Source organism: Amycolatopsis sp. N2S4-7 (assembly GCF_058119595.1).
This window is the reverse complement of sequence record NZ_CP172299.1, coordinates 1,776,895-1,797,199: the sequence shown is the minus strand read 5'-3', so window position 1 is coordinate 1,797,199 and position 20,305 is coordinate 1,776,895. Positions and strand designations below refer to the sequence as shown.

The 20,305-nt window shown below is 73.9% G+C and carries 15 protein-coding genes and 2 tRNA genes; 15 read left to right on the top strand and 2 right to left on the bottom strand.

Translation table 11 applies throughout. The features are described from left to right. Positions 1-244: 244 nt before the first annotated feature. The 11 genes from ACH54P_RS08185 (at position 245) to ACH54P_RS08135 (ending at position 15,981) form a co-directional block, all read left to right on the top strand. Complete coding sequence (locus ACH54P_RS08185; protein ID WP_489911730.1) at positions 245-1,720, top strand: amidohydrolase family protein; 1,476 nt, start codon at positions 245-247, stop codon at positions 1,718-1,720. Next, positions 1,717-2,844: a M20 family metallopeptidase gene (locus ACH54P_RS08180; protein ID WP_489911729.1), complete on the top strand. Its 1,128-nt coding sequence runs from the start codon at positions 1,717-1,719 to the stop codon at positions 2,842-2,844. The genes ACH54P_RS08185 and ACH54P_RS08180 overlap by 4 nt, the downstream gene beginning before the upstream one ends. A 23-nt stretch (positions 2,845-2,867) precedes the next feature. Then, complete coding sequence (locus ACH54P_RS08175; protein ID WP_489911728.1) at positions 2,868-3,758, top strand: GNAT family N-acetyltransferase; 891 nt, start codon at positions 2,868-2,870, stop codon at positions 3,756-3,758. After that, on the top strand, positions 3,755-4,861 hold the full coding sequence (gene menC / locus ACH54P_RS08170; protein WP_489911727.1) for an o-succinylbenzoate synthase: 1,107 nt from the start codon (positions 3,755-3,757) through the stop codon (positions 4,859-4,861). The genes ACH54P_RS08175 and menC overlap by 4 nt, the downstream gene beginning before the upstream one ends. A 22-nt stretch (positions 4,862-4,883) precedes the next feature. Then, entirely contained in the window at positions 4,884-6,269 is a 1,386-nt protein-coding gene (locus ACH54P_RS08165) for a serine hydrolase domain-containing protein (RefSeq protein WP_489911726.1), read from the top strand. Then, positions 6,266-7,156, top strand: a complete 891-nt coding sequence (locus tag ACH54P_RS08160; protein WP_489911725.1) for a serine hydrolase — start codon at positions 6,266-6,268, stop codon at positions 7,154-7,156. Before ACH54P_RS08165 ends, ACH54P_RS08160 begins: the two co-directional genes overlap by 4 nt. Next, a complete protein-coding gene (locus ACH54P_RS08155) occupies positions 7,153-8,742 on the top strand; it encodes an ABC transporter substrate-binding protein (RefSeq protein WP_489911724.1) in 1,590 nt (529 codons plus the stop codon). Before ACH54P_RS08160 ends, ACH54P_RS08155 begins: the two co-directional genes overlap by 4 nt. Next, positions 8,739-9,722 carry an ABC transporter permease gene (locus tag ACH54P_RS08150; protein WP_489911723.1) on the top strand — a complete coding sequence of 328 codons (984 nt, stop codon included), beginning with the start codon at positions 8,739-8,741 and terminating at the stop codon, positions 9,720-9,722. The genes ACH54P_RS08155 and ACH54P_RS08150 overlap by 4 nt, the downstream gene beginning before the upstream one ends. A gap of 1 nt (position 9,723) precedes the next feature. Beyond that, positions 9,724-11,628, top strand: a complete 1,905-nt coding sequence (locus tag ACH54P_RS08145; protein WP_489911722.1) for a dipeptide/oligopeptide/nickel ABC transporter permease/ATP-binding protein — start codon at positions 9,724-9,726, stop codon at positions 11,626-11,628. A 73-nt stretch (positions 11,629-11,701) separates the two neighbouring features. Further along, a complete protein-coding gene (locus tag ACH54P_RS08140) occupies positions 11,702-12,637 on the top strand; it encodes an ABC transporter ATP-binding protein (protein WP_489911721.1) in 936 nt (311 codons plus the stop codon). Positions 12,638-12,663: 26 nt separating this feature from the next. Further along, on the top strand, positions 12,664-15,981 hold the full coding sequence (locus ACH54P_RS08135) for a serine hydrolase (protein WP_489911720.1): 3,318 nt from the start codon (positions 12,664-12,666) through the stop codon (positions 15,979-15,981). Between the two features lie 374 nt (positions 15,982-16,355). Here the strand turns inward: ACH54P_RS08135 and ACH54P_RS08130 are convergent, their stop codons facing one another. Continuing rightward, positions 16,356-17,798 carry a DHA2 family efflux MFS transporter permease subunit gene (locus ACH54P_RS08130; protein ID WP_489911719.1) on the bottom strand — a complete coding sequence of 481 codons (1,443 nt, stop codon included), beginning with the start codon at positions 17,796-17,798 and terminating at the stop codon, positions 16,356-16,358. Between the two features lie 211 nt (positions 17,799-18,009). Here ACH54P_RS08130 and ACH54P_RS08125 point away from each other — a divergent pair. Together ACH54P_RS08125 and ACH54P_RS08120 are read left to right on the top strand one after the other, a co-directional pair. Continuing rightward, positions 18,010-18,084 (top strand) — tRNA-Val (locus ACH54P_RS08125). Between the two features lie 40 nt (positions 18,085-18,124). After that, a tRNA-Val gene (locus ACH54P_RS08120) sits at positions 18,125-18,196 on the top strand. Positions 18,197-18,321: 125 nt separating this feature from the next. On the opposite strand, the gene ACH54P_RS08115 is transcribed toward ACH54P_RS08120, so the two are convergent. After that, complete coding sequence (locus tag ACH54P_RS08115; protein WP_489911718.1) at positions 18,322-18,921, bottom strand: TetR/AcrR family transcriptional regulator; 600 nt, start codon at positions 18,919-18,921, stop codon at positions 18,322-18,324. 110 nt (positions 18,922-19,031) lie between these two features. On the opposite strand from ACH54P_RS08115, the gene ACH54P_RS08110 reads away from it, so the two are divergent. Both ACH54P_RS08110 and ACH54P_RS08105 read left to right on the top strand, forming a co-directional pair. Then, positions 19,032-19,784 (top strand): class I SAM-dependent methyltransferase, encoded by a 753-nt coding sequence (locus tag ACH54P_RS08110; protein ID WP_489916355.1) that lies wholly within the window; start codon positions 19,032-19,034, stop codon positions 19,782-19,784. A 96-nt stretch (positions 19,785-19,880) separates the two neighbouring features. Beyond that, positions 19,881-20,132 carry a DUF4287 domain-containing protein gene (locus ACH54P_RS08105; RefSeq protein WP_489911717.1) on the top strand — a complete coding sequence of 84 codons (252 nt, stop codon included), beginning with the start codon at positions 19,881-19,883 and terminating at the stop codon, positions 20,130-20,132. Positions 20,133-20,305 lie beyond the last annotated feature (173 nt).

Below are 20,305 nucleotides of genomic sequence, written 5' to 3'. Positions count from 1 at the left end.
GCACTCCCAGCGCGCCGGGCCTCCCCGATCGCCCGGTGGGGGCGGCGCGCCGATCGTGGTCCATCACCGCACCGCCGGGCGCGGGTGACCGTCGTCGGAATCGCCGCCTCCACGCGAACGCCGCTCGCGCCGGGTTCGTCCGGGCGGATGGATGCACCCGCCGGGATTCGTCGTCCCGCACCAACGCGGCCGCGCCAAACCCTCCTAACGTCACCTCGATCGGCGACGACGAGGAGGCGGGGAGTTGCGGACACTCTTGCGGGGCGGCCGGGTCATCGATCCCGGGACCGGGTTCGACGGCGTCGCCGACGTGCTCCTGGCCGGCGGCGGCGTCGAAGCCGTCGGGGCCGGGCTCGAAGCGCCGCCGGGGACGACGGTCGTCGAGGTCACCGGGCTCGTCGTCGGGCCCGGGTTCGTCGACCTGCACAGCCACGTGCACTCCGTCGCCGGGCAGCGGCTGCAGGCGATGGACGGCGTCACCACCGCCCTCGACCTCGAAGCCGGGCTGATGCCCGTCGACCGCGCCTACGCCGAGGCCGCCGCGGCCGGGCGGCCGCTGCACTACGGCTTCTCGGCCTCCTGGGGTGCCGCCCGGGCGCAGGTGCTCGCCGGCATCGAACCCGACGCCAGCATCGACAGCGGGCTCGCCGTGCTCGGAAACCCGCGGTGGCAACGGAGTTCCTCGCCGACGGAACTGGCCGCCTGGTTGTCCCTTTTGGACGCCGAACTCGCCCGGGGCGCCCTGGGCATCGGCATCCTGATGGGCTACGCGCCGACAACCGAGCCGGGCGAGTTCCTGGCCGTGGCCCACCTCGCCGCGAAGGCGGGCGTGCCGACCTACACCCACGTCCGCGAGCTGGTCGAGGTCGACCCCGCCATCCCGGTCGACGGCTCGGTGGAGATCGTCGCCGCCGCGGGGGAGACCGGCGCCGCGATGCACCACTGCCACGTCAACAGCACCTCCGGCCACCACATCGACCGCGTCCTCGCCACGCTCGAAACGGCCCGCGGCGAGGGGTCCCGCGTCACCGTGGAGGCCTACCCGTACGGCGCGGGCAGCACCGCGGTCGGCGCGGCCTTCATCGAGCCGGAACGCCTGCGGATGAAGGGACTTCGCCCGTCGAGCGTGGTGATCCTCGAAACCGGCGAACGCGTCCGCGACGAAGCCCGCCTGCGTCAGCTGCGGCGAGAAGACCCGGCCGCGCCCTGCCTCCTCGAGTTCCTCGACGAAACCGATCCCCGCGAACGCGGGCTGCTGCACCAGGCGCTCGCCTTCCCCGACGCCGTCGTCGCCAGCGACGCGATGCCCGTCTACTGGCCGGACGGCCGCACCGAGAGCACCGGGTGGCCGCTGCCGCCGGGCGGCTCGACGCACCCGCGGACCTCCGGCACCTTCGCGAAGACCCTGCGCCTGATGGTCCGCGAAACCGGGGCGTGGAGCTGGCTCGAGGCGTTCCGCCGCTGCTCCTACCTGCCTTCGCGGCTCCTCGACGAGGTCGCGCCCGCCGCCCGCCGCAAGGGCCACCTCGGCGCCGGAGCGGACGCGGACGTCGTCGTCCTCGACCCGGGCCGGATCACCGACGCCGCCACCTACGCCGACCCGACCCGGCCCTCGACCGGCGTCCGCCACCTGTACGTCGCCGGAGTTCCCGTGGTGCGCGACGGAAACCTCGACCCCGACGCCCTGCCCGGGCAGCCGCTGCGGGGTGAGCCCCGGTGATCGACGACATCGAGGCGCTCGTCCGCTGCGAATCGCCGTCCGAGGACCTCGACGCCGTCGCCCGCAGCGCCGAAGCCGTCGCGGCGATCGGCCGCCGCCTCCTCGGCACCGAGCCCGAACGCCTCGTCACCGACGGCTGCACGCACCTGCGCTGGCGGTTCGGCGAGCCACGCGTCCTGCTGCTCGGCCACCACGACACCGTGTGGCCGCTGGGATCCCTGCGGACGCACCCGTTCTCCGTCGAAGACGGCGTCCTGCGCGGACCCGGCTGCTTCGACATGAAGGCCGGCGTGGTGATGGCCCTGCACGCCGCCGCGGCGCTGCCGGACCGCACCGGCCTCTCGATCCTGATCACCGGCGACGAGGAGATCGGCTCACCGCTGTCCCGCCCGCTCATCGAGGAGGAAGCCCAGGGCTGCGAAGCGGTCTTCGTGCTCGAAGCCTCGGCCGACGGCGGGGCGCTGAAGACCCGCCGCAAGGGCGTTTCCCGGTACTGGATCGAGGTCGAGGGCCGCGCGGCGCACGCCGGGCTCGAGCCGGAGAAGGGCGTCAACGCCGGTGTGGAGGTCGCCCACCAGATCCTCGCGGTGGCCGCGCTCGCCGATCCGGCCCGGGGCACCACCGTCGTCCCGACCGCGCTGAGCGCCGGGACCACCACCAACACCGTGCCGGCCGCCGCGAGCGTCGCGGTCGACGCGCGGGTCTGGGACACCGCCGAGCAGGACCGCGTCGACCGGGCCGTGCGCGGCCTGCGGCCGGTGCTGGACGGCGCGCGGATCCGCATCGCCGGCGGCATCAACCGGCCACCGCTGGACGCGCCCGCGTCGGCGGCGCTGTTCGAGCTCGCGAACGACCTCGCCGCCGGCCTCGGCTTCGGGCCGCTCGCCCAGGCCGCGGTCGGGGGCGCGTCGGACGGCAACTTCACCGCGGGACTGGGCGTTCCGACGCTCGACGGCCTCGGCGCGGTCGGCGGCGGCGCCCACGCCGACGACGAACACGTCGTCGTCGCCGAGCTGGCCCGGCGGACGGCGTTGCTCATCGCGCTCGCCGAAGCCGTCCTGGACAGGGGAAGTTCGTCCGCCGCGACGAACGCGCCCGGCCGATCCGGTGCGGGACAACGGTGACGCGCCCCGGGAGTCCGGAAAGGATGGTCGGCGTGACAGAAGTCGTGACGAACACTGCCCCGCCGCTGCGGGACGAGGCGGCCGCCGCGGCGGCCACCGCCGCCACGGCCTCGGGGGTCGAGGTCCGGACCCTGGCCGAGGTCGCCGACCTGACCGCCGTGACCCGGCTCTTCGAGTCGATCTGGCGCCCCGCCCCCGGCAACCAGCCCGTGACGGCCGAGCTGCTGCGGGCCATGGTCTCGGCCGGCAACTACGTGGCGGGCGCGTTCGACGGTCCCGAGCTGCTCGGCGCCTGCTTCGGGTTCTTCGGCGGACCCCCGAAAGGGGGACTGCACAGCCACATCGCCGGGGTCGCGACGACCGGCCACGGCCGGGGGATCGGCTTCGCGCTCAAGCTGCACCAGCGCGCGTGGGCGCTGCGCCAGGACGTCGGGGAGATCTCCTGGACGTTCGACCCGCTCGTGCGGCGCAACGCCCACTTCAACCTGACGAAGCTCGCCGCCCGCCCGCGGCACTACCTGCCCGACTTCTACGGCCCGATGCACGACGGCATCAACGGCGCGGGCGACACCGACCGGCTCATGGTCGCCTGGGACCTGACGAGCCCGCCCGTGCGGGCGGCCGCCGCCGGCGCCCCGGCCCGCGTGGACGCGGCGGCGCTGAGGAACCGGGGGGCCGCGGTCGCCCTGGCGGCGGGCCCCGGCGGGGCGCCGGTCACCGGTCCCGCCGACGGGCCGGTCGTGCTCGTCGCCGTGCCGCCGGACATCGAGGCGCTCCGGCGCGCCGACCCGGAGCGGGGCCGCGCGTGGCGGGTCGCGCTGCGGGACGTGCTCGGCGGCCTGATGGCCGACGGCGCCTCGGTCACCGGATTCGATCGTGCCGGCTGGTACGTGGTCGCGAGGGAGCGGTCGTGAAACTCAGTGGTGTGGAACTCCTGCGCGTCCGGATGCCGCTGGTGGCGCCGTTCCGGACGTCGTTCGGCACGCAGGCCGAGCGCGAGCTGCTGCTCCTGCGCGCGGTGACGTCCGAGGGCGAGGGCTGGGGCGAGTGCGGGGCGATGGTCGACCCGCTCTACTCCTCGGAGTACGTCGACGGCGTCGAGCACGTGCTGCGCACCTTCCTCGTGCCGGCGCTCCTCGCGGCCGGGGACCTGACGGCGAACAAGGTCGCGCCGCTGCTGGCGAAGTTCAAGGGCCACCGGATGGCCAAGGCCGCGCTGGAGATGGCGGTGCTCGACGCCGAGCTGCGCGCGCACGGCGTGTCCTTCGGCACCGCACTGGGGTCCACAACGGACTCGGTGCCGTGCGGGGTCTCCGTCGGCATCATGGACACGATCCCGAAGCTCCTGGACGTCGTCGGCGGCTACCTCGACGCCGGGTACCTCCGGATCAAGCTGAAGATCGAGCCGGGCTGGGACGTCGAGCCGGTGCGCGCGGTCCGGGAGCGCTTCGGGGACGACATCCTGCTGCAGGTCGACGCGAACACCGCGTACACGCTGTCGGACGTCCCGCAGCTGCAGCGGCTCGACCCGTTCGGGCTGCTCCTGATCGAGCAGCCGCTCGAAGAGGAGGACGTGCTCGGCCACGCGGAGCTGGCGCGGCACCTGCGGACGCCGATCTGCCTGGACGAGTCCGTGGTGTCCGCGCGGTCGGCCGCCGACGCGATCAAGCTCGGCGCCTGCCGGATCGTCAACATCAAGCCGAGCCGGGTCGGCGGCTACCTGGAGGCGCGGCGGGTGCACGACGTCTGCGTCGCGCACGGGATCCCGGTGTGGTGCGGCGGGATGATCGAGACCGGGCTGGGCCGGGCGGCCAACGTCGCCCTCGCCTCGCTGCCCGGGTTCACCCTGCCCGGCGACACGTCGGCGTCGGACCGGTTCTACCGCACCGACATCACCGAGCCGTTCGTCCTCGAAGCCGGCCGGCTGCCCGTGCCGTCCGGGCCGGGGCTCGGCGTCACCCCGATCCCGGAGCGGCTGGCCGAGGTCACCACCGCGAAGTCCTGGCTCGCCGCCTAGCGCATCCGAACGAGAGGCAACCATGTCGAAACTCACCGAGATCGCCGCCTGGCTCGAACGCCGCCTCCCCGCCCTGCTGGCCGAACACCGGGTGCCGGGCGCTTCCGTGGCGGTCTACGCCGGCGGCGAAATCGCCGACCACGCGGCCGGCGTGCTCAACAAGGGCACCGGCGTCGAGGCGGACGTGGACTCGCTGTTCCAGATCGGTTCGATCACCAAGGTCTGGACGACCACGCTGGCGATGCAGCTCGTCGACGAAGGCGTGCTGGACCTCGACCGGCCGGTGCGGACGTACCTGCCGGAGTTCGTGCTGGCCGACGAGGACGCGGCCGCGGCGATCACCGTCCGCCGGCTGATGTGCCACACCGCCGGCTTCGAGGGCGACATCTTCACCGACACCGGCCGCGGCGCCGACTGCGTCGAGAAGCTGGTCGCCACCTTGGGCGACGTGCCCCAGCTGTTCGCCCCCGGCGAGATGTTCTCCTACAACAACGCCGCGTTCTGCGTGCTCGGCCGCATCGTCGAGGTCCTGCGGGGCAAGAGTTTCGGCGACTGCCTCGCCGACCACCTGTTCACGCCGCTGGGACTGACGCACGTCGCGGCGAGCCCGTACGAGGCGATCCGGTTCCGCGCCGCGCTCGGGCACCTCACGCCGTCACCCGGCGCCGACCCCGAACCGGCCGGCACCTGGGCGCTGACGCCGTCCAACGCCCCGGCCGGCTCGATGCTCGCGATGCGGCCGCGCGACCTCGTGCGGTTCGCCGCGATGCACCTGAAGGACGGCGAAGGCCCGGACGGCACCCGCGTGCTCGGCGCGGAAAGCGCCCGCGCGATGCGCGAGCGCGTGGTGGAGCTGCCCGATCTCGGCCTGATGGGCACGGCGTGGGGGCTCGGCTGGTCGCTCTACGACTGGCCGGGTGGCGCGGTCGTCGGCCACGACGGCGGCACGATCGGCCAGTCGGCGTTCCTGCGGGTCGCCCCGGACCACGACGTCGCGGTGGCGCTGCTGACCAACGGCGGCAACCCGATCGCCGTCTACACCGAGGTCGTCGGGCACGTCCTGAAGGAGCTCACCGGCATCGAGCTCGCCGCGCCGCCGGTGCCCGACCCGGCCGCGCCGCGCGTCGACGCCTCGCGCTACGTGGGTGAGTACTCCTCGTCCGTGGCGGACATCGTGGTCAGCCAGGACGACGACGGCCGGGTCTGGGTGGAGCGCGTCCCCAAGGGGATCTTCGCCGAGCTGTCCAAGCCGGACCGGGCGGAACTGGTCGCGCTCAACGGCGACACGCTGATCCTGGCCGAGCCGATGCAGGGCCGGTACCTGCCGCACGCCTTCGTCGGGGACGACGGCACGGGCCGCGCGCTGTACCTGCACACCGGCCGGGCCGATCGGCGGGTGAGCGCGTGACCGCTGTCGAAGAGGAGATCGCCGGGGTGTTCGCCGCGGCGGGCGCGCGGGGATTCCTGCACGCGCGCGAGATCGGCGGCGGGCCGGAGGTGGCCGTCGGCGCGGACGACCCGGTGGTGCTGGCGTCGGTGTTCAAGATCCCGGTCGCCGTCGCCTACGCGCGGGAAGTCGTGGCGGGACGGCTGGACGAAACCGCGCGGACCCGCGTGGGAAAGCGCTACCGCATCGGCGGGATCGGCACCGCCGGCTGCGCCGACGACGTCGAGCTGAGCTGGCGCGACCTCGCGCTGTTCATGCTGACCATGAGCGACAACGCCGCCACCGACGTCGTCTACCACCGGGTGGGGCAGGACGCCGTCGACCGCGTCCTCGCCGACCTCGGCCTGCACCGCACCCGGCTGATCGGCTGCTGCGAAGACCTGTTCGCCTCGGTCCTCGCCGACTTAGGGGCCGGCGAGGACGACGACCTCGACACCGTGTTCGCCGGCGCGACGCCGGAGCAGATCCGGAAGCTCGCCGTGCTCGACCCGGAGCGCACGACGTCGTCCACGCCCCGGGAGACGACCACGCTGCTCGACGCCGTGTGGACCGACCGCGCCGGCGATCCGGCGGCGTGCGAACGGGTCCGCTCGATGATGGCCCGGCAGATCTGGCCGCACCGGCTCTCGGCCGGCTTCCCCTCCGACGTCGCGATCGCGGCCAAGACGGGCACCCTGCCCGCGGTCCGCAACGAAGCCGGCGTCGTGTCCTGCCCGGACGGCCGCCGGTTCGCCGTCGCCGTCTTCACCCGCGCGGACTCCCTGGCCGAGCGGCAGCCCGCCGTCGACGCGGCGATCGGCGAGGCCGCCCGCCTCGCCGTGCACCACCTGCGGAAGGAAACCCCATGACCAAGACACGGACGGCGGCGGTCCTGCTCGGGGTGCTCGCCCTCACCGCGACCGCCTGCGGAGGATCGGGCGGCGCCGCGGCCGGGGACGGCACCCCGGTGGACGGCAAGACGTTCAGCTTCGCCATCGGCTCCGACCCGGGCACCATCGACCCGCACATGACGGTGTTCTCGGTGGCGATCCAGCTCGACCTGTTCCTCTACGACTCCCTGCTCGGGCTGTCCGGCGACGGCAAGCCGGTCGCCGGCCTGGCGGGCAAGTGGGACGCCACGACGACGACCGCGACGTTCACCCTCCGCCCGGGCGTCACGTGTTCGGACGGCGGCCCGCTGACCGCCGCCGACGTCGCCGCGAACGTGAACTTCGTCGGCGACCCCGCCAACAAGTCGCCGATCGCGGGGCTGACGATCGCGCCCGGCACCAAGGCGACGGCCGACGAGGCGGCCCGCACGGTCACCGTCACCAGCGGGAAGCCGGACGCGTTCCTGCTGCGCAACGTCGGCTCGCTGCCGATCGCCTGCGCCAAGGGCATGGGCGACCGCAAGCTCCTGGCCAAGGGCGAGAGCGGCACGGGCATGTTCGCGATCTCCGAGGTCGTGCCGAACGACCACTACACGCTCACCCGCCGCAAGGACTACACGTGGGGCCCCGGCGACTGGAAGGCGGAGCCGGGCCTGCCCGACAAGGTCGTCGTCCGGGTCATCCCGAACACCACGACCGCGTCCAACCTGCTGCTGTCGGGCGAGCTGAACGGGGCCGCGATCAACGGGCCCGACCGGCAGCGCCTCGAGGCGCGCAAGCTGTTCCACGCGGACTTCCTGGCGCCGCTGGGCGAGATCTTCTACAACCAGGCCGGCGGACGGCCCGGCCAGGACGAAGCCGTCCGCCGCGCGCTCACCCAGGCCCTCGATCTCGCGCAGCTGGGGAAGGTCCTGACCAGCGGCGCGGGCCGGGCGTCGCAGGGCATGATCACCGCCGAGCCGAAGGTGTGCTCGGGCGACACCGTCACGGGCAACCTGCCCGCGCACGACCCGGCCGCGGCGGCGTCCGCGCTGGACGCCGCGGGCTGGAAGGCCGGCCCGGACGGCGTGCGCGCCAAGGACGGCAAGCGGCTCGCCCTCACCGTCCTCTACGGCACGCAGCTCGGCCCGACGATGGCCCCGACCGCGGAACTGGTGCAGCAGACGTGGAAGGCGCTCGGCGCCGACGTCACGCTCAAGGCCGTCGACAGCCCGGGCCTGAACCAGGCCCTCTTCGGCACCGGCGAGTGGGAGGTGTCGCTCGGCCCGGTCGGGTTCGCGCTGCCGAGCCAGCTGGTGCCGTTCGTCTCCGGGCCGGCGGCACCGGACGGGACGAACTTCGCGCACATCGCGAACCCGGGCTACGAGCAGGCCGCCCAGCGGGCGGCGTCGCTGTCCGGCGACGCGAGCTGCCCCGACTGGAACGCGGCGGAGACGGCGCTGGTCAAGCGGGTCGACGCGGTGCCCTACTTCGACTCGGTCGTGCCGATCTACGGCAGCGGCGCGAAGTTCGCGCTGAGCCAGGGCAGCCTGGTGCCGTCCTCGGTCCGGATGTACGCGAAGTGACCACCGCGACGGCGGCCGTCCGGACCAGCCGCGGCGGCCCGTGGCCGGCGTTCGCCGCGCGGCGGCTGGTCCGGTTCGCCGTCTCGCTGTGGGCGCTGCTCACCGCGGCGTTCCTGATGATCCACCTGGTCCCCGGCGACCCGGTGCGGGCCGCGCTCGGCATGACCGCGCCCGCCGAGCTGGTCGCCGCCCGGCGGCACGCGCTGGGCCTGGACGACCCGCTGTGGGTCCAGTACGGGCACTACCTGCGCGGCCTGGTCACCGGCGACCTCGGGACGTCGATGATGAGCGGGCAGCCGGTGACGCAGGTGATCGGCGACCGGCTGCCGTCGACGCTGCAGCTGGCGGTGCTGGCGTTCGCCGTCGTGGTTCTCGTCGCGGTCCCGGTCGGCGTCTGCTTCGCGGTGCTGACCCGCGGCGGCCGCCGCCGGGGCGGGGAGCTGGCGTTCACGTCGGCGAGCGTGCTCCTCGCCGCCGTCCCCGAGTTCCTGGTGGGGGTCGGGCTGGTCGCGCTGCTCGCCGTCGGCCTCGGCTGGTTCCCGGTGGCGGGCGCCGACGGCGCGAGCGCGTACGTGCTGCCGGTGGCGGCACTGGCGATCGGGCCGTCGGCGGTGCTGGCCCGCATCATCCGGGTCGAGCTCCTGGCTGTGCTGGGCGCCGACTTCGTCCGCACCGCGCGGGCGAAACGGCTGCCCGCGCGGCTGGTGTACGTCCGGCACGCGCTGCCGAACGCGCTGACCGCGTCGCTCACCCTGGGCGGGCTGATGCTGACCGCGATGGTGGCGGGCACGGTCCTGGTGGAGAACGTGTTCGCCTGGCCCGGCCTCGGCTCGACGATCGTGCAGTCGATCGTCGGCAAGGACTACCCGCTGGTGCAGGGGATCGTGCTGGTCTACGGCGTCGGCGTGCTGCTGGTGAACCTGCTGGTCGACGTCGTGCTCGGGGTGCTCGACCCCCGCTCGGCGATTCGGGAGAGCTGACATGGCGCGACGACGTGGTTCGGTCTGGGTGGCGGCCGTGCGCACCCCCGTGGGGGCGTGCTCGGCGGGGCTGCTGGCGCTGGTCGTCGTGCTGGCGGTGGTGGCGCCGCTGCTGTGGGGCGACGGCGCCGCCGCGATCGACACCGACGCCATCGGCCAGGGTCCGTCCGGGGCGCACCCGTTCGGCACCGACTCCCTCGGCCGCGACCTCGTGCTCCGCACGCTGGTCGCCACCCGGCTGTCGATCGGGCTCGCGGTGCTCGCCACCGCGATCGGCGTCGGCACCGGGGTCGTCCTAGGGACGCTGCCGTCGGTCCTGCACCGGTGGGCGGGCCGGCTGCTGGTCGCGGTGGTCGACATCGCCGTCGCGTTCCCCGGCCTGCTGCTGGCGTTGTTCTTCGCGGTGATCTTCGGCGTCGGCACGCACGGCGCGGTGCTGGCGATCGCGTTCGCGATGGCGCCGGCGTTCGCCCGGCTGGTGCAGACCCTGTCGGCGTCGGTGAGCGGGCGCGATTTCGTCGACGCGGCGCGGATTTCCGGCGTCGGCCGGCTCCGGCTGCTGACCCGGCACGTCCTGCCGAACATCGGCGAGCCGCTCGTCGTGAACGCGACCATCGGGGCCGGCTCGGCGTTGCTCGCCTTCGCCGGCCTGTCGTTCCTCGGGATCGGCGTGCAGGCGCCGGACTACGACTGGGGCCGGCTGCTGCGGGAAGGACTGGACGGCGTCTACGTCAACCCCGCGGCCGCGCTCGCGCCCGCGGCGGCGGTGGTGCTCGCCGGGCTCGCGTTCAACCTGGTGGGGGAGACGGTCGCGGCCGTCGTCGGGGTCCGGACGCGCGCGACGCGGCGCGCGGCGGGGCCGCTCCCGGCTGCCCGGCCCGCGGTCGCCGCCGAGCCCGCCGCCGATGCCGTGCTCGTCGTCGAGAACCTCCGGGTGGCGTTTCCCGGTCCGGCCGGGTGGACCGTCCCGGTCCGCGGGGTCAGCTTCAGCGTCCGCGCGGGGGAGGCGATCGGCGTCGTCGGCGAGTCCGGTTCCGGCAAGAGCCTGACCGCCCTGGCGGTCTCCCGCCTGATCGAGGCGCCCGGCGTGGTCACCGCCGACCGGCTGGAGTTCGCCGGGAAGTCCCTGGCGGCCGCGTCCGACCGGGAGCTCGGCACGTCGCTGGCGATGGTGTTCCAGGACCCGATGACGTCGTTCAACCCGGCCCGCCGGGTGGGCGGGCAGCTGGCCGAGGTGTCCGAGCAGCACCACGGCCTGTCGCGGCGCGAGGCGTTCGCCCGCGCGGTCGACCGGCTGGCCGCGGTGCGCGTCCCGGCCGCCCGGCGGCGCGCCCGGCAGTACCCGCACGAGTTCTCCGGCGGCATGCGGCAGCGGGCGATGATCGGCATGGGGCTGATGGGGGAGCCGAAGCTCATCGTGGCCGACGAGCCGACGACGGCGCTGGACGTCACCGTGCAGCGGCAGGTGCTGCGGCTGCTGGCCCGCACCCGCGAAACCGAGGGGGCGGCGATCCTGCTCATCAGCCACGACATCGCCGTCGTCTCCCAGACCTGCGAGCGGATGCTCGTGATGTACGCCGGGCGCGTGGTGGAGGACCTGCCGACCGCGGCGCTGCCGGGCGCGGCGCGGCACCCGTACACCCGGGCCCTGCTGGCCACCACGGTGGACCTCGAGACCGACCGCGACGAGCCGCTGGCCGTGATCCCCGGCCGCCCGCCGGAACCGGACCAGGTGCCGACGGGCTGCGCGTTCGCCGCGCGGTGCCCGCGGGCGAGCGACCGGTGCCGGGCCGAGGACCCGCTCCTCGAGCGGGCGGCGGACGGCCACCGGGTCGCGTGCTGGCACCCGCACGACGCCACCGTCAGGGTCCTTTCCGGACAGTCCCATGAGGAAGGTGCCGCATGAGTGAGCCTGCGAACGAATCATTCGACACTGCGCCGGCCGCTCAGGCCGCGCCGAGCGTCAGCGAGGCGTGCGCATGAGCGAGCTGCGGTTCGACGCGGTCAGCGTCCGCTACGGCAAGAGCCTGACCGCCGTCGACGGGGTGAGCCTGACCGTCCCTTCCGGACAGGTCGTCGGCCTGGTCGGCGAGTCGGGGTCCGGCAAGTCGACCCTCGCCAGGGCGGCGGCCGGGCTCGCGCCGATCAGCGCCGGCCGGGTGCTGCTCGACGGCGTCGACGTGCGGCGGCTGCCCCGGCGCCGCCCGCTGCAGATGGTGTTCCAGGACCCGTATTCGTCGCTCGACCCGCGGATGGCCGTCGGCGAGTCGATCACCGAGGCGATGCCGAGGGGCACGTCCCGCCGGGCCCGGCGCGAAGAGGTCGCACGGCTGCTCGAACTGGTGAACCTCGACCCCGGACGCGCCGCCGTGCTGCCCGGGCAGCTCTCGGGCGGGCAACGCCAGCGCGTCGCGCTCGCCCGCGCGCTCGCCGGGCAGCCGAAGGTGCTGATCGCCGACGAGATCACCTCGGCCCTCGACGTCTCGGTGCAGGGCGCCGTGCTCAACCTCGTCCGGGACGTGCAGCGGCGGCTCGCGCTGTCGATGCTGTTCATCTCGCACAACCTCGCGGTGGTGCGGTACGTCAGCGACGTCGTCGCGGTGATGTACCTCGGCCGGATCGTCGAAGCCGGGCCCGCCGAGCAGGTGCTGACCGACCCGCGGCACCCGTACACGCGGGACCTGCTGGCCGCGGCGCCCTCCGCGCACCGCGGCCTGCTCGACGACCCGGGCGACGACGCCCTCGCCGACACCGAACCCGCCGACCCGCACCACCCGCCCGCCGGCTGCCGCTACCACCCGCGGTGCCCGATCGGACCGCTCGTGCACCCCGACCGCACCGTCTGCGCCGACGCCGACCCGGCCGACGACGCCCCGCGCCGTCCCCACCGGGCGGCGTGCCACTTCGCCGCGTGAGACCGCTATCCCACAAGGAGATCCGCATGACCCGACGTCCGGGCACCGACAACCTGTACGCCTTCGAGTTCCCCGAGCAGCCGGCGATCTCGCCCGACGGCGCCCGGATCGTCTACGTGCTGCGCACCGCCGACCGCGACGCCGACGAAGACACCCGGTCGCTCTGGCGGATCGCCACCGGCGGCGGCGAGGCGCGGCGGCTCACCCGCGGGACCACCGACGTGGCGCCCGCGTGGTCGCCGGACGGCACGCGGATCGCGTTCCTGCGCGCCCAGGACGGCCCGGCCCAGCTGTGGCTGCTGCCCGCGGACGGCGGCGAACCCGAGCGGCTCACCTCGCTCCCGCTCGGCGCGGGCACGCCGGTGTGGCGCCCGGACGGCGCCGAGATCGCCTTCTCCGCCCCGGTCGACCTCGCCGCGGACGAGGGGGACGACGACGCCGCCCGCGCGCGCCGCGCGGGCGCCCCGGTGGTCGCCGACCGGCTCGACTTCAAGGCCGACGGCGCCGGGCTGCTGCGGACGCTGCGCAAGCACGTCCACGTCCTCGACGTCGCCACCGGCGAGGTCCGGCAGGTGACGTCGGGGGACTGGCACGCGGGTGACCCGGCGTGGTCGCCGGACGGCGAGCGGCTGGCCTTCCCCGCGGGGCCCGACGCCGACTCCGACCTGACCTTCCGGTCCGGCGCCTACGTCGTCGAGCCCGGCGACCGCACCGCCGAGCCGCGGCCGGTCGGTGCCGGCGACGGCATGTGCGCCGCGGTCACCTGGGCCGCGGACGGCGCCGCGCTGCTGGCCGTCGGCCGCCGCGACACCGCCCCCGGCCACCTCGGGCTGCTGCGGATCCCCCTGGACGGCGGGGAAACCGTCGATCTGGCCGCCCTGGACCGGAACGTGATGCCGGGCGGGCCGGGCTACCCCGGCGCGCTCCCGCAGGTGATCGGCGACACCGTGCTGTTCTGCGTCCGGGACCGCGGTTACACCCACCTGTACGCGACCGGCGCCGGGGGCGACGCGCCGCGGCTCGTCTTCGGCGGGGCCGGGAACGCCGTGGCGGGCATGTCGGTCGCCGGGGACACGGCGGCGATCGTGCTGGCCACGCCGTCGTCGTACGGCGAGATCGCGACGGTCGGCGTCACCTCGGGCTCGGTGGCGGTGCGGACCGCGCACGGTGTCGCCGACCTCGAGCCGTTCACCCACGAGGAACGGGAGTTCACCGTCTCCGACGGCACGGTCGTGCCCGGCTGGCTGCTGCGCGACCCGGCCCGCACCGGCCCGTTGCCGCTGCTGCTGGACATCCACGGCGGCCCGCACAACGCGTGGAACGGCACCGCCGACGCCGTGCACCTCTACCACCAGCAGCTCGTCGCGCGGGGCTGGGCGGTGCTGCTGCTCAACCCGCGCGGCAGCGACGGCTACGGCGAAGCGTTCTACACCGCGGCGGTCGGCGCCTGGGGCGTGGCCGACGCCAAGGACTTCCTCGAGCCGCTGGACCAGCTCGTCGCCGAAGGGCTGGCGGACGCGCGGCGGCTCGCTGTGTCCGGTTACAGCTACGGCGGCTACATGACCTGCTACCTCACCAGCCGCGACAACCGGTTCGCCGCGGCGGTCGCGGGCGGGGTGGTCAGCGACGCGGTGAGCATGGCCGGCACGTCGGACAGCGGCCACTACCTCGGCGTCGCCGAGCTCGGCGCCCTGCCGGCCGAGAACCGGGCGCACTACGCGGCCCTTTCCCCGCTGGCGCAGGTGGAAAAGGTACGCACGCCGACGCTCGTGGTGCACGGCGCCGACGACGAGCGCTGCCCCGTCGGGCAGGCCGAGCAGTGGTTCGCTTCGCTGCGCGAGCAGGGCGTGCCGACCCGGATGGTGCTCTACCCCGGCGCGTCGCACCTGTTCATCCTGGACGGGAAGCCGTCGCACCGCGTGGACTTCAACCGCCGCATCGTGGACTGGGTCTCGCAGTACGCGGGGGAGCCGGGCCAGCCGGTGCGGGTGCCGGTCGACGCCGCGCACTGGCGGCGGCGGCTCACCGAGCTCGCGCGCAAGCACCGCGTGCCCGGGGCGGCCCTGGGCATCCTGCGCGGCGACAACCAGGTGCTCGCCAGCTGCGGCGTGCTGAACACCGCCACCGGCGTCGAGGTCACCGACGACTCGGTGTTCCAGATCGGCTCGATCACCAAGGTGTGGACGGCCACCGTGGCGATGCAGCTCGTCGACGAGGGGCTCGTGGAGCTGGACGCGCCGATCGCCGACGTGCTGCCCGAGCTGCGGCTGGCCGACCCCGACGTCACCAAGCAGGTGACGCTGCGGCACCTGCTGACCCACACGAGCGGCATCGACGGCGACGTCTTCACCGACACCGGCCGCGGCGACGACTGCGTCGAGAAGTTCACCGCGCTGCTCGACCAGGTCGCGCTGACCCACCCGCTCGGGGCGACACTGTCCTACTGCAACTCGGGGTTCGTGCTGGCCGGCCGGGTGATCGAGAAGCTGACCGGCAAGACCTGGGACGCGGCCCTGCGCGAGCGGCTGTTCACCCCGCTCGGCCTGACGCGCACGGGCACGCTGCCCGAGGAGGCGCTGCTGCACCGCGCGGCGATGGGCCACGTCGCGGCCGGGGACGGCGAGCCCCAGCCCGCGCCGGCGTGGGGCCTGCCGCGCTCGGCGGGCCCGGCCGGGCTGATCACGGCACCGGTGGCGGACGTCCTGACGTTCGCCCGGATGCACCTGGACGGTGGCGGCGGGGTGCTGTCCGAGGCCTCGGCGGCGGCGATGACCGAGTGGCAGGCGGACATGCCGGACAAGCACACGCTCGGCGACTCGTGGGGCCTCGGCTGGATCCGCTTCGACTCGGACGGCCACCGCGTGATCGGCCACGACGGCAACACGATCGGGCAGTCGGCGTTCCTGCGGGTCCTGCCGGAGCAGGGACTGGCGGTCACGCTGCTCACCAACGGCGGCAACACGCGTGACCTGTACGAAGAGCTGTACCGCGAGATCTTCGCCGAGCTGGCGGGCGTGGCGATGCCCCGCCCGGTTTCCCCGGCTCCGGAGCCCCCGGCTGTCGACGTCGAGGAGTTCGCGGGGGTCTACGAGCGGGCGTCGATGCGGATCGAGGTCTTCCCGGGCGAGCCGGGTCTGCGGATGCGCGAGACGATCACGGGCCCGATCGCCGAGCTGGTCCCGGAACCGACGATGGAGCACGACCTGATCCCGCTGGGTGGCTCGCAGTTCGTCCACCGGCAGCCGGGGGCGAAGTCGTGGATCTCGGTGACGTTCTACACGCTGCCGACGGGGGAGCGGTACCTGCACACGGGAGTCCGCGCGACCCCGAAGGTCGAGGAGTGAGGGACGAGGGCCACCGTCACGCCGTGACGGTGGCCCTCGGCCCGCGAGTTCGCGGCCCGCGAGTTCGCGGCCCTCGGGTTCGCGGCCCTCGGCCCTCGGCCCTCGGCCCTCGGCCCGCGGGTTCGCCTCGCATGAGCCGGGTCACGTCGGGGAACACCGGCGGGCGCGGGGCGTTGTAGCGGGTGTCGGTACGGAGGAGTCCCCGGGCCTCACCCCAAGCCTTCACGGAACACCAGTCCGGCTGGAGCCGTGTCGAGCACCCCGCCGCGAGGCGACCCCCGTACCGGCCCCGAACTCCCGCTTCCGCTCGCAGGTCTCCCCCCGGCCTTCGCCGAGCGGAAGCGGGACTTTCTTCAGTCCGAAGTGGACGTTCCTCAGTGCTCGGCAGGCGCCGTGGTCTTGGTACCGCGGATCAGCCACGTCCCGGCGAAGGCGACCAGCCCGACCACTCCGGCCACCACGAACGCCGCCCGCAGGCCCGACGCGTCCGGGCTGCCCGCGGTGGCGTCCGCGCTCCCCACCGTCGCCACGCTGACGAACACCGCCGTGCCCAGCGCGCCCGCCACCTGCTGCAGCGTCGACAGGATCGCGCTTCCGTGCGAATACAGGTGTTCGGGCAGCGAGCCCAGCGACTCGGTGAACAGCGGCGTCATCATCAGCCCGAGCCCGGCCATCAGCAGCACGTGGATCCCGATCACCGCGACCAGCGGCGAGCCCGGCCCCAGCGTTGTGAACAGCCACAGCGACAACGCCATGGCCGCCGCGCCCGGGATGACCAGGGGGCGGGCGCCGACCCGGTCGAACAGCGCACCCACCGGACGGCCCAGCAGACCCAGCACCAGCCCGCCCGGCAGCACCGCCAGGCCACTGACGAACGTGCTCGTGTGCAGCACCGTCTGCAGGTAGAGCGGCAGCAGGATCGCCGCCGCGCCGATCAGGCACACGAACAGCAGCGCCGTCAGCACCAGCGCGACCACGAAACTGCGGTGCGTGAACGGCCGCAGGTCGAGCAGGGCCCGGTCACGGCGCTGCAGCCGCAGCTGGCGCCACGTGAACACCGCCAGCGCGACGACACCGACCACGATCGGCACCCACGCCGGCACCGGCGGCTCCACACCGGCCTGCTCGCCGCTCGCCGACAGCCCGTACAGCACCCCGCCGAACCCGATCGCCGACAACAGCACCGACGGCACGTCCAGCGGCACCCGCCGCCGCACGCTCTCCAGACGCAGCTGCAACGCGCCGGCCACCAGCGCGGCGACCGACAGCGGCAGCACGATCCAGAACATCCACCGCCAGCCCAGCGACGACAGCACCGCACCGCCGATGGTCGGCCCGATCGCGGGCGCCACCGCGATGACGATCGTGATCGTCCCCATCGTCGCGCCGCGCCGCTCCGGCGGCACCAGCCGCATCACCGTCGTCATCAGCAACGGCAGCATCACCGCCGTGCCGCACGCCTGCACCACCCGCCCCGCCATCAGCATCCCGAAACCGGGAGCGAGCGCGCACAGCAGCGTCCCGAGGCTGAACGCCGAAAGCGAGAAGAGGAAGACCTGCCGCGGCGAGAACCGCTCCAGCAGGAACCCGGTCGTCGGGATGACCACGGCCATGGTCAGCAGGAACCCGCTGGTCAGCCACTGCACGGTCGTGGTCGGCACACGGAGGTCGACCGTCAGGTCACGCAACGCGACACTCAGGATCGTCTCGTTGAGGATCATCACGAACGCGGAAAGCACGAGGACCCCGATGAGGAGCCCCGGGCGCGCCGGAGCGCGGGTCAGGTCGGCGGGCGGGGTGGACACGGTGTCGGTCATCGAGGCGGAAGCTCTCCTGGTCGGCCGCGCCGGCGGAATGGCCGCCTTCGGGGCCGGCGACGGTCGGGGTGAAGGCGGGGTGACCCCGCCAGTCTGCCCGTTTCCGCACCTTCGTGTCACGGCGGTTTTCGCAGGACAACCCCCACACCGGGCCCCCTGCAACGGGCCGCGACCGGTCCGATATGCTGGTCCCAGCACAGAGTTCCGCAGCGCGCGATTAGCTCAGCGGGAGAGCGCTTCCCTGACACGGAAGAGGTCACTGGTTCAATCCCAGTATCGCGCACCACGAAATCCACCCCCCGGATCTCGTGGAAGCTAGGGACAACGGGCGATTAGCTCAGGGGGAGAGCGCTTCGTTCACACCGAAGAGGTCACTGGTTCGATCCCAGTATCGCCCACGAGATCGCTGAGAGAGCCCTGTTCGCGCAAGCGCGAACAGGGCTCTCTCGTTGTGTCCTGTGGCGGCCGAGCCCCCACACCCCCCGCGTGTGGTCGCCTCGGTCTGTGAGTCCGGATTGGACGGTTACAGCAGGCGGCGTTGCAGGACGTCGGCTATCACCGTGTTCACCAGTTTGGGTAACTCTGGTGGGTCCAGGGGGTTGTCCTTGCGGCGGCCCGCGAACAGCAGGTGGCCTGCGCCGATCAAGGACAGAGCCAGGGAGTCCACGTCCGCGTCGGCCGCTATGCGGCCCAGCTCGCGCTCGCCCGTCAGGTAACTCGCCAGCATGGCCCGGGCCTCCACCAGGATGGGGAGGCCGCCACCTGGGTGGCGCAGCCGGTTTCGGAGCTCGTCCCGGAAGAACACCAGGCTGACGAGCGCCAGCGTCACCGGATCGAACATCTCCGCCAGCGCGTCGACGAGGTTCTCGGCCACCGTGCGCGTTCCCGCCGCTGCGCGCAGGAGGATCGACTGGTCCGCCAGCCGCGCGATGCGGTCACCCACGAGCTCCGCCAGGAACGCGTCGAAGTCGGCGAAATGCCGGTGCAGCACACCCTTCGCGACGTCGGCCTCGGTCGTGACCGCCCGGCTCGTCAGCGCGTTCGGCCCGTCGCGCAGCAGCACCCGCTCGGCGGCGTGGAACAACTGCTGGCGCACGTCGCGCAGGTGGACCCCGGTCGGCATGCCCCCATTCTCCGTTACGCCCGCCGCGAACGCCGACGCGGTTGCCCGAGTGGGCGAGTGCCCACTAAAGTGGGCGCATGCCCACTCAACATCCGCACCAGGCCCGGCAGATGGCCGAGTCCTTCGGAACCGACGCCGAACGCTACGACCGCGCCCGGCCGGGCTATCCCCGCGAGCTCGTCGACCGGGTCGTCGCCGAAAGCCCGGGTCCCGACTTCCTCGACGTCGGCTGCGGCACCGGGATCGAGGCCCGGCAGTTCCGCGACGCCGGCCGCCGCGTGCTCGGCGTCGACCCCGACCCGCGGATGGCCGAGTTCGCCCGCCGCGGCGGAATCGAGGTCGAGGTCGCGACGTTCGAGGACTGGGACCCCGCCGGGCGGACCTTCGACGCGGTCGTCGCGGGCCAGGCCTGGCACTGGGTGGACCCCGTCGCGGGGCCGGCCAAGGCCGCCCGCGTGCTGCGCCCCGGCGGCCTGCTCGCCGTGTTCGCGCACGTGTTCCAGCCGCCGGCCGCGGTGGCGGACGCCCTCACCGCGGCGTACCGGCGGGTGCTGCCCGGCTCGCCGATCGCGGGGGAGTCGAGGAGCGCCGCGGACGTCTACGACGTCATGTTCACGACGTTCGCCGACGGCATCCGGGAGGCGGGCGGCTTCGGCGACCCGGAACGGTGGCGGTTCACCTGGGAGAAGTCCTACACCCGCGCCGAATGGCTCGACTTCCTGCCCACGACCGGCGGGCTGACCCGCCTTCCGGCGGACGCGCTGGCCGACGTGCTGGCCGGCGTCGGCGAAGCGATCGACGCCCTCGGCGGCGGCTTCGTCCTCGAGTACACCACCTTGGCAGTGGTCGCCGGAAAGCCTTGACAAAAAAAGTTGTCGGTGGAACGGTGATGGCAAGCGAGAACGGCCGGACAACCTTCGGTGCAACCGGCTGAACGTCACCAGACCATCGGAGCAGTCATGTCTTTCCAGGCTTACCTCGACAACGCGGAGAAGCAGACGGGCATCACCCCGCGCGGCTTCCTCGACCTGGCCGCCGGCAAGAACCTCACGAAGCAGGGCGAGATAGTCGCCTGGCTCAAGACCGACCACGGCCTGGGCCACGGCCACGCCACGGCGATCGCACGCTTGATCACCAAGGGGCCGGAGTTCGTGGCCGAGCACCACACGGACGGCGTGCTGCACCTCGACGGCGTGGCCGCCCGGGCCTGACCCGGGCGGCCGGGGGCGGTCACGCGTTCAGGTCGAGGCACGTGCGCGGGCGCGGCCGGGTGCGGTCACGCGATCGGCCGGGGCGGTGCGGTGGGCGCGGCCGGGTGCGGTCGTGCGGTCGGGTGCGGTCGTGCGGTCGGGTGCGGTCGTGCGGTCGGGTGCGGTCGTGCGGT

What these genes read in the sequence shown, in the direction of transcription:
- ACH54P_RS08145 (WP_489911722.1), top strand. Translation starts at nt 9,724, where the DNA reads ATGGCGCGACGACGTGGTTCGGTCTGGGTGGCGGCCGTGCGCACCCCC.
- ACH54P_RS08115 (WP_489911718.1), bottom strand. Translation starts at nt 18,921, where the DNA reads ATGCCGACCGGGGTCCACCTGCGCGACGTGCGCCAGCAGTTGTTCCAC.
- ACH54P_RS08110 (WP_489916355.1), top strand. Translation starts at nt 19,032, where the DNA reads ATGGCCGAGTCCTTCGGAACCGACGCCGAACGCTACGACCGCGCCCGG.
- ACH54P_RS08140 (WP_489911721.1), top strand. Translation starts at nt 11,702, where the DNA reads ATGAGCGAGCTGCGGTTCGACGCGGTCAGCGTCCGCTACGGCAAGAGC.
- ACH54P_RS08130 (WP_489911719.1), bottom strand. Translation starts at nt 17,798, where the DNA reads ATGACCGACACCGTGTCCACCCCGCCCGCCGACCTGACCCGCGCTCCG.
- ACH54P_RS08175 (WP_489911728.1), top strand. Translation starts at nt 2,868, where the DNA reads ATGGTCGGCGTGACAGAAGTCGTGACGAACACTGCCCCGCCGCTGCGG.
- ACH54P_RS08135 (WP_489911720.1), top strand. Translation starts at nt 12,664, where the DNA reads ATGACCCGACGTCCGGGCACCGACAACCTGTACGCCTTCGAGTTCCCC.
- ACH54P_RS08105 (WP_489911717.1), top strand. Translation starts at nt 19,881, where the DNA reads ATGTCTTTCCAGGCTTACCTCGACAACGCGGAGAAGCAGACGGGCATC.
- ACH54P_RS08155 (WP_489911724.1), top strand. Translation starts at nt 7,153, where the DNA reads ATGACCAAGACACGGACGGCGGCGGTCCTGCTCGGGGTGCTCGCCCTC.
- ACH54P_RS08165 (WP_489911726.1), top strand. Translation starts at nt 4,884, where the DNA reads ATGTCGAAACTCACCGAGATCGCCGCCTGGCTCGAACGCCGCCTCCCC.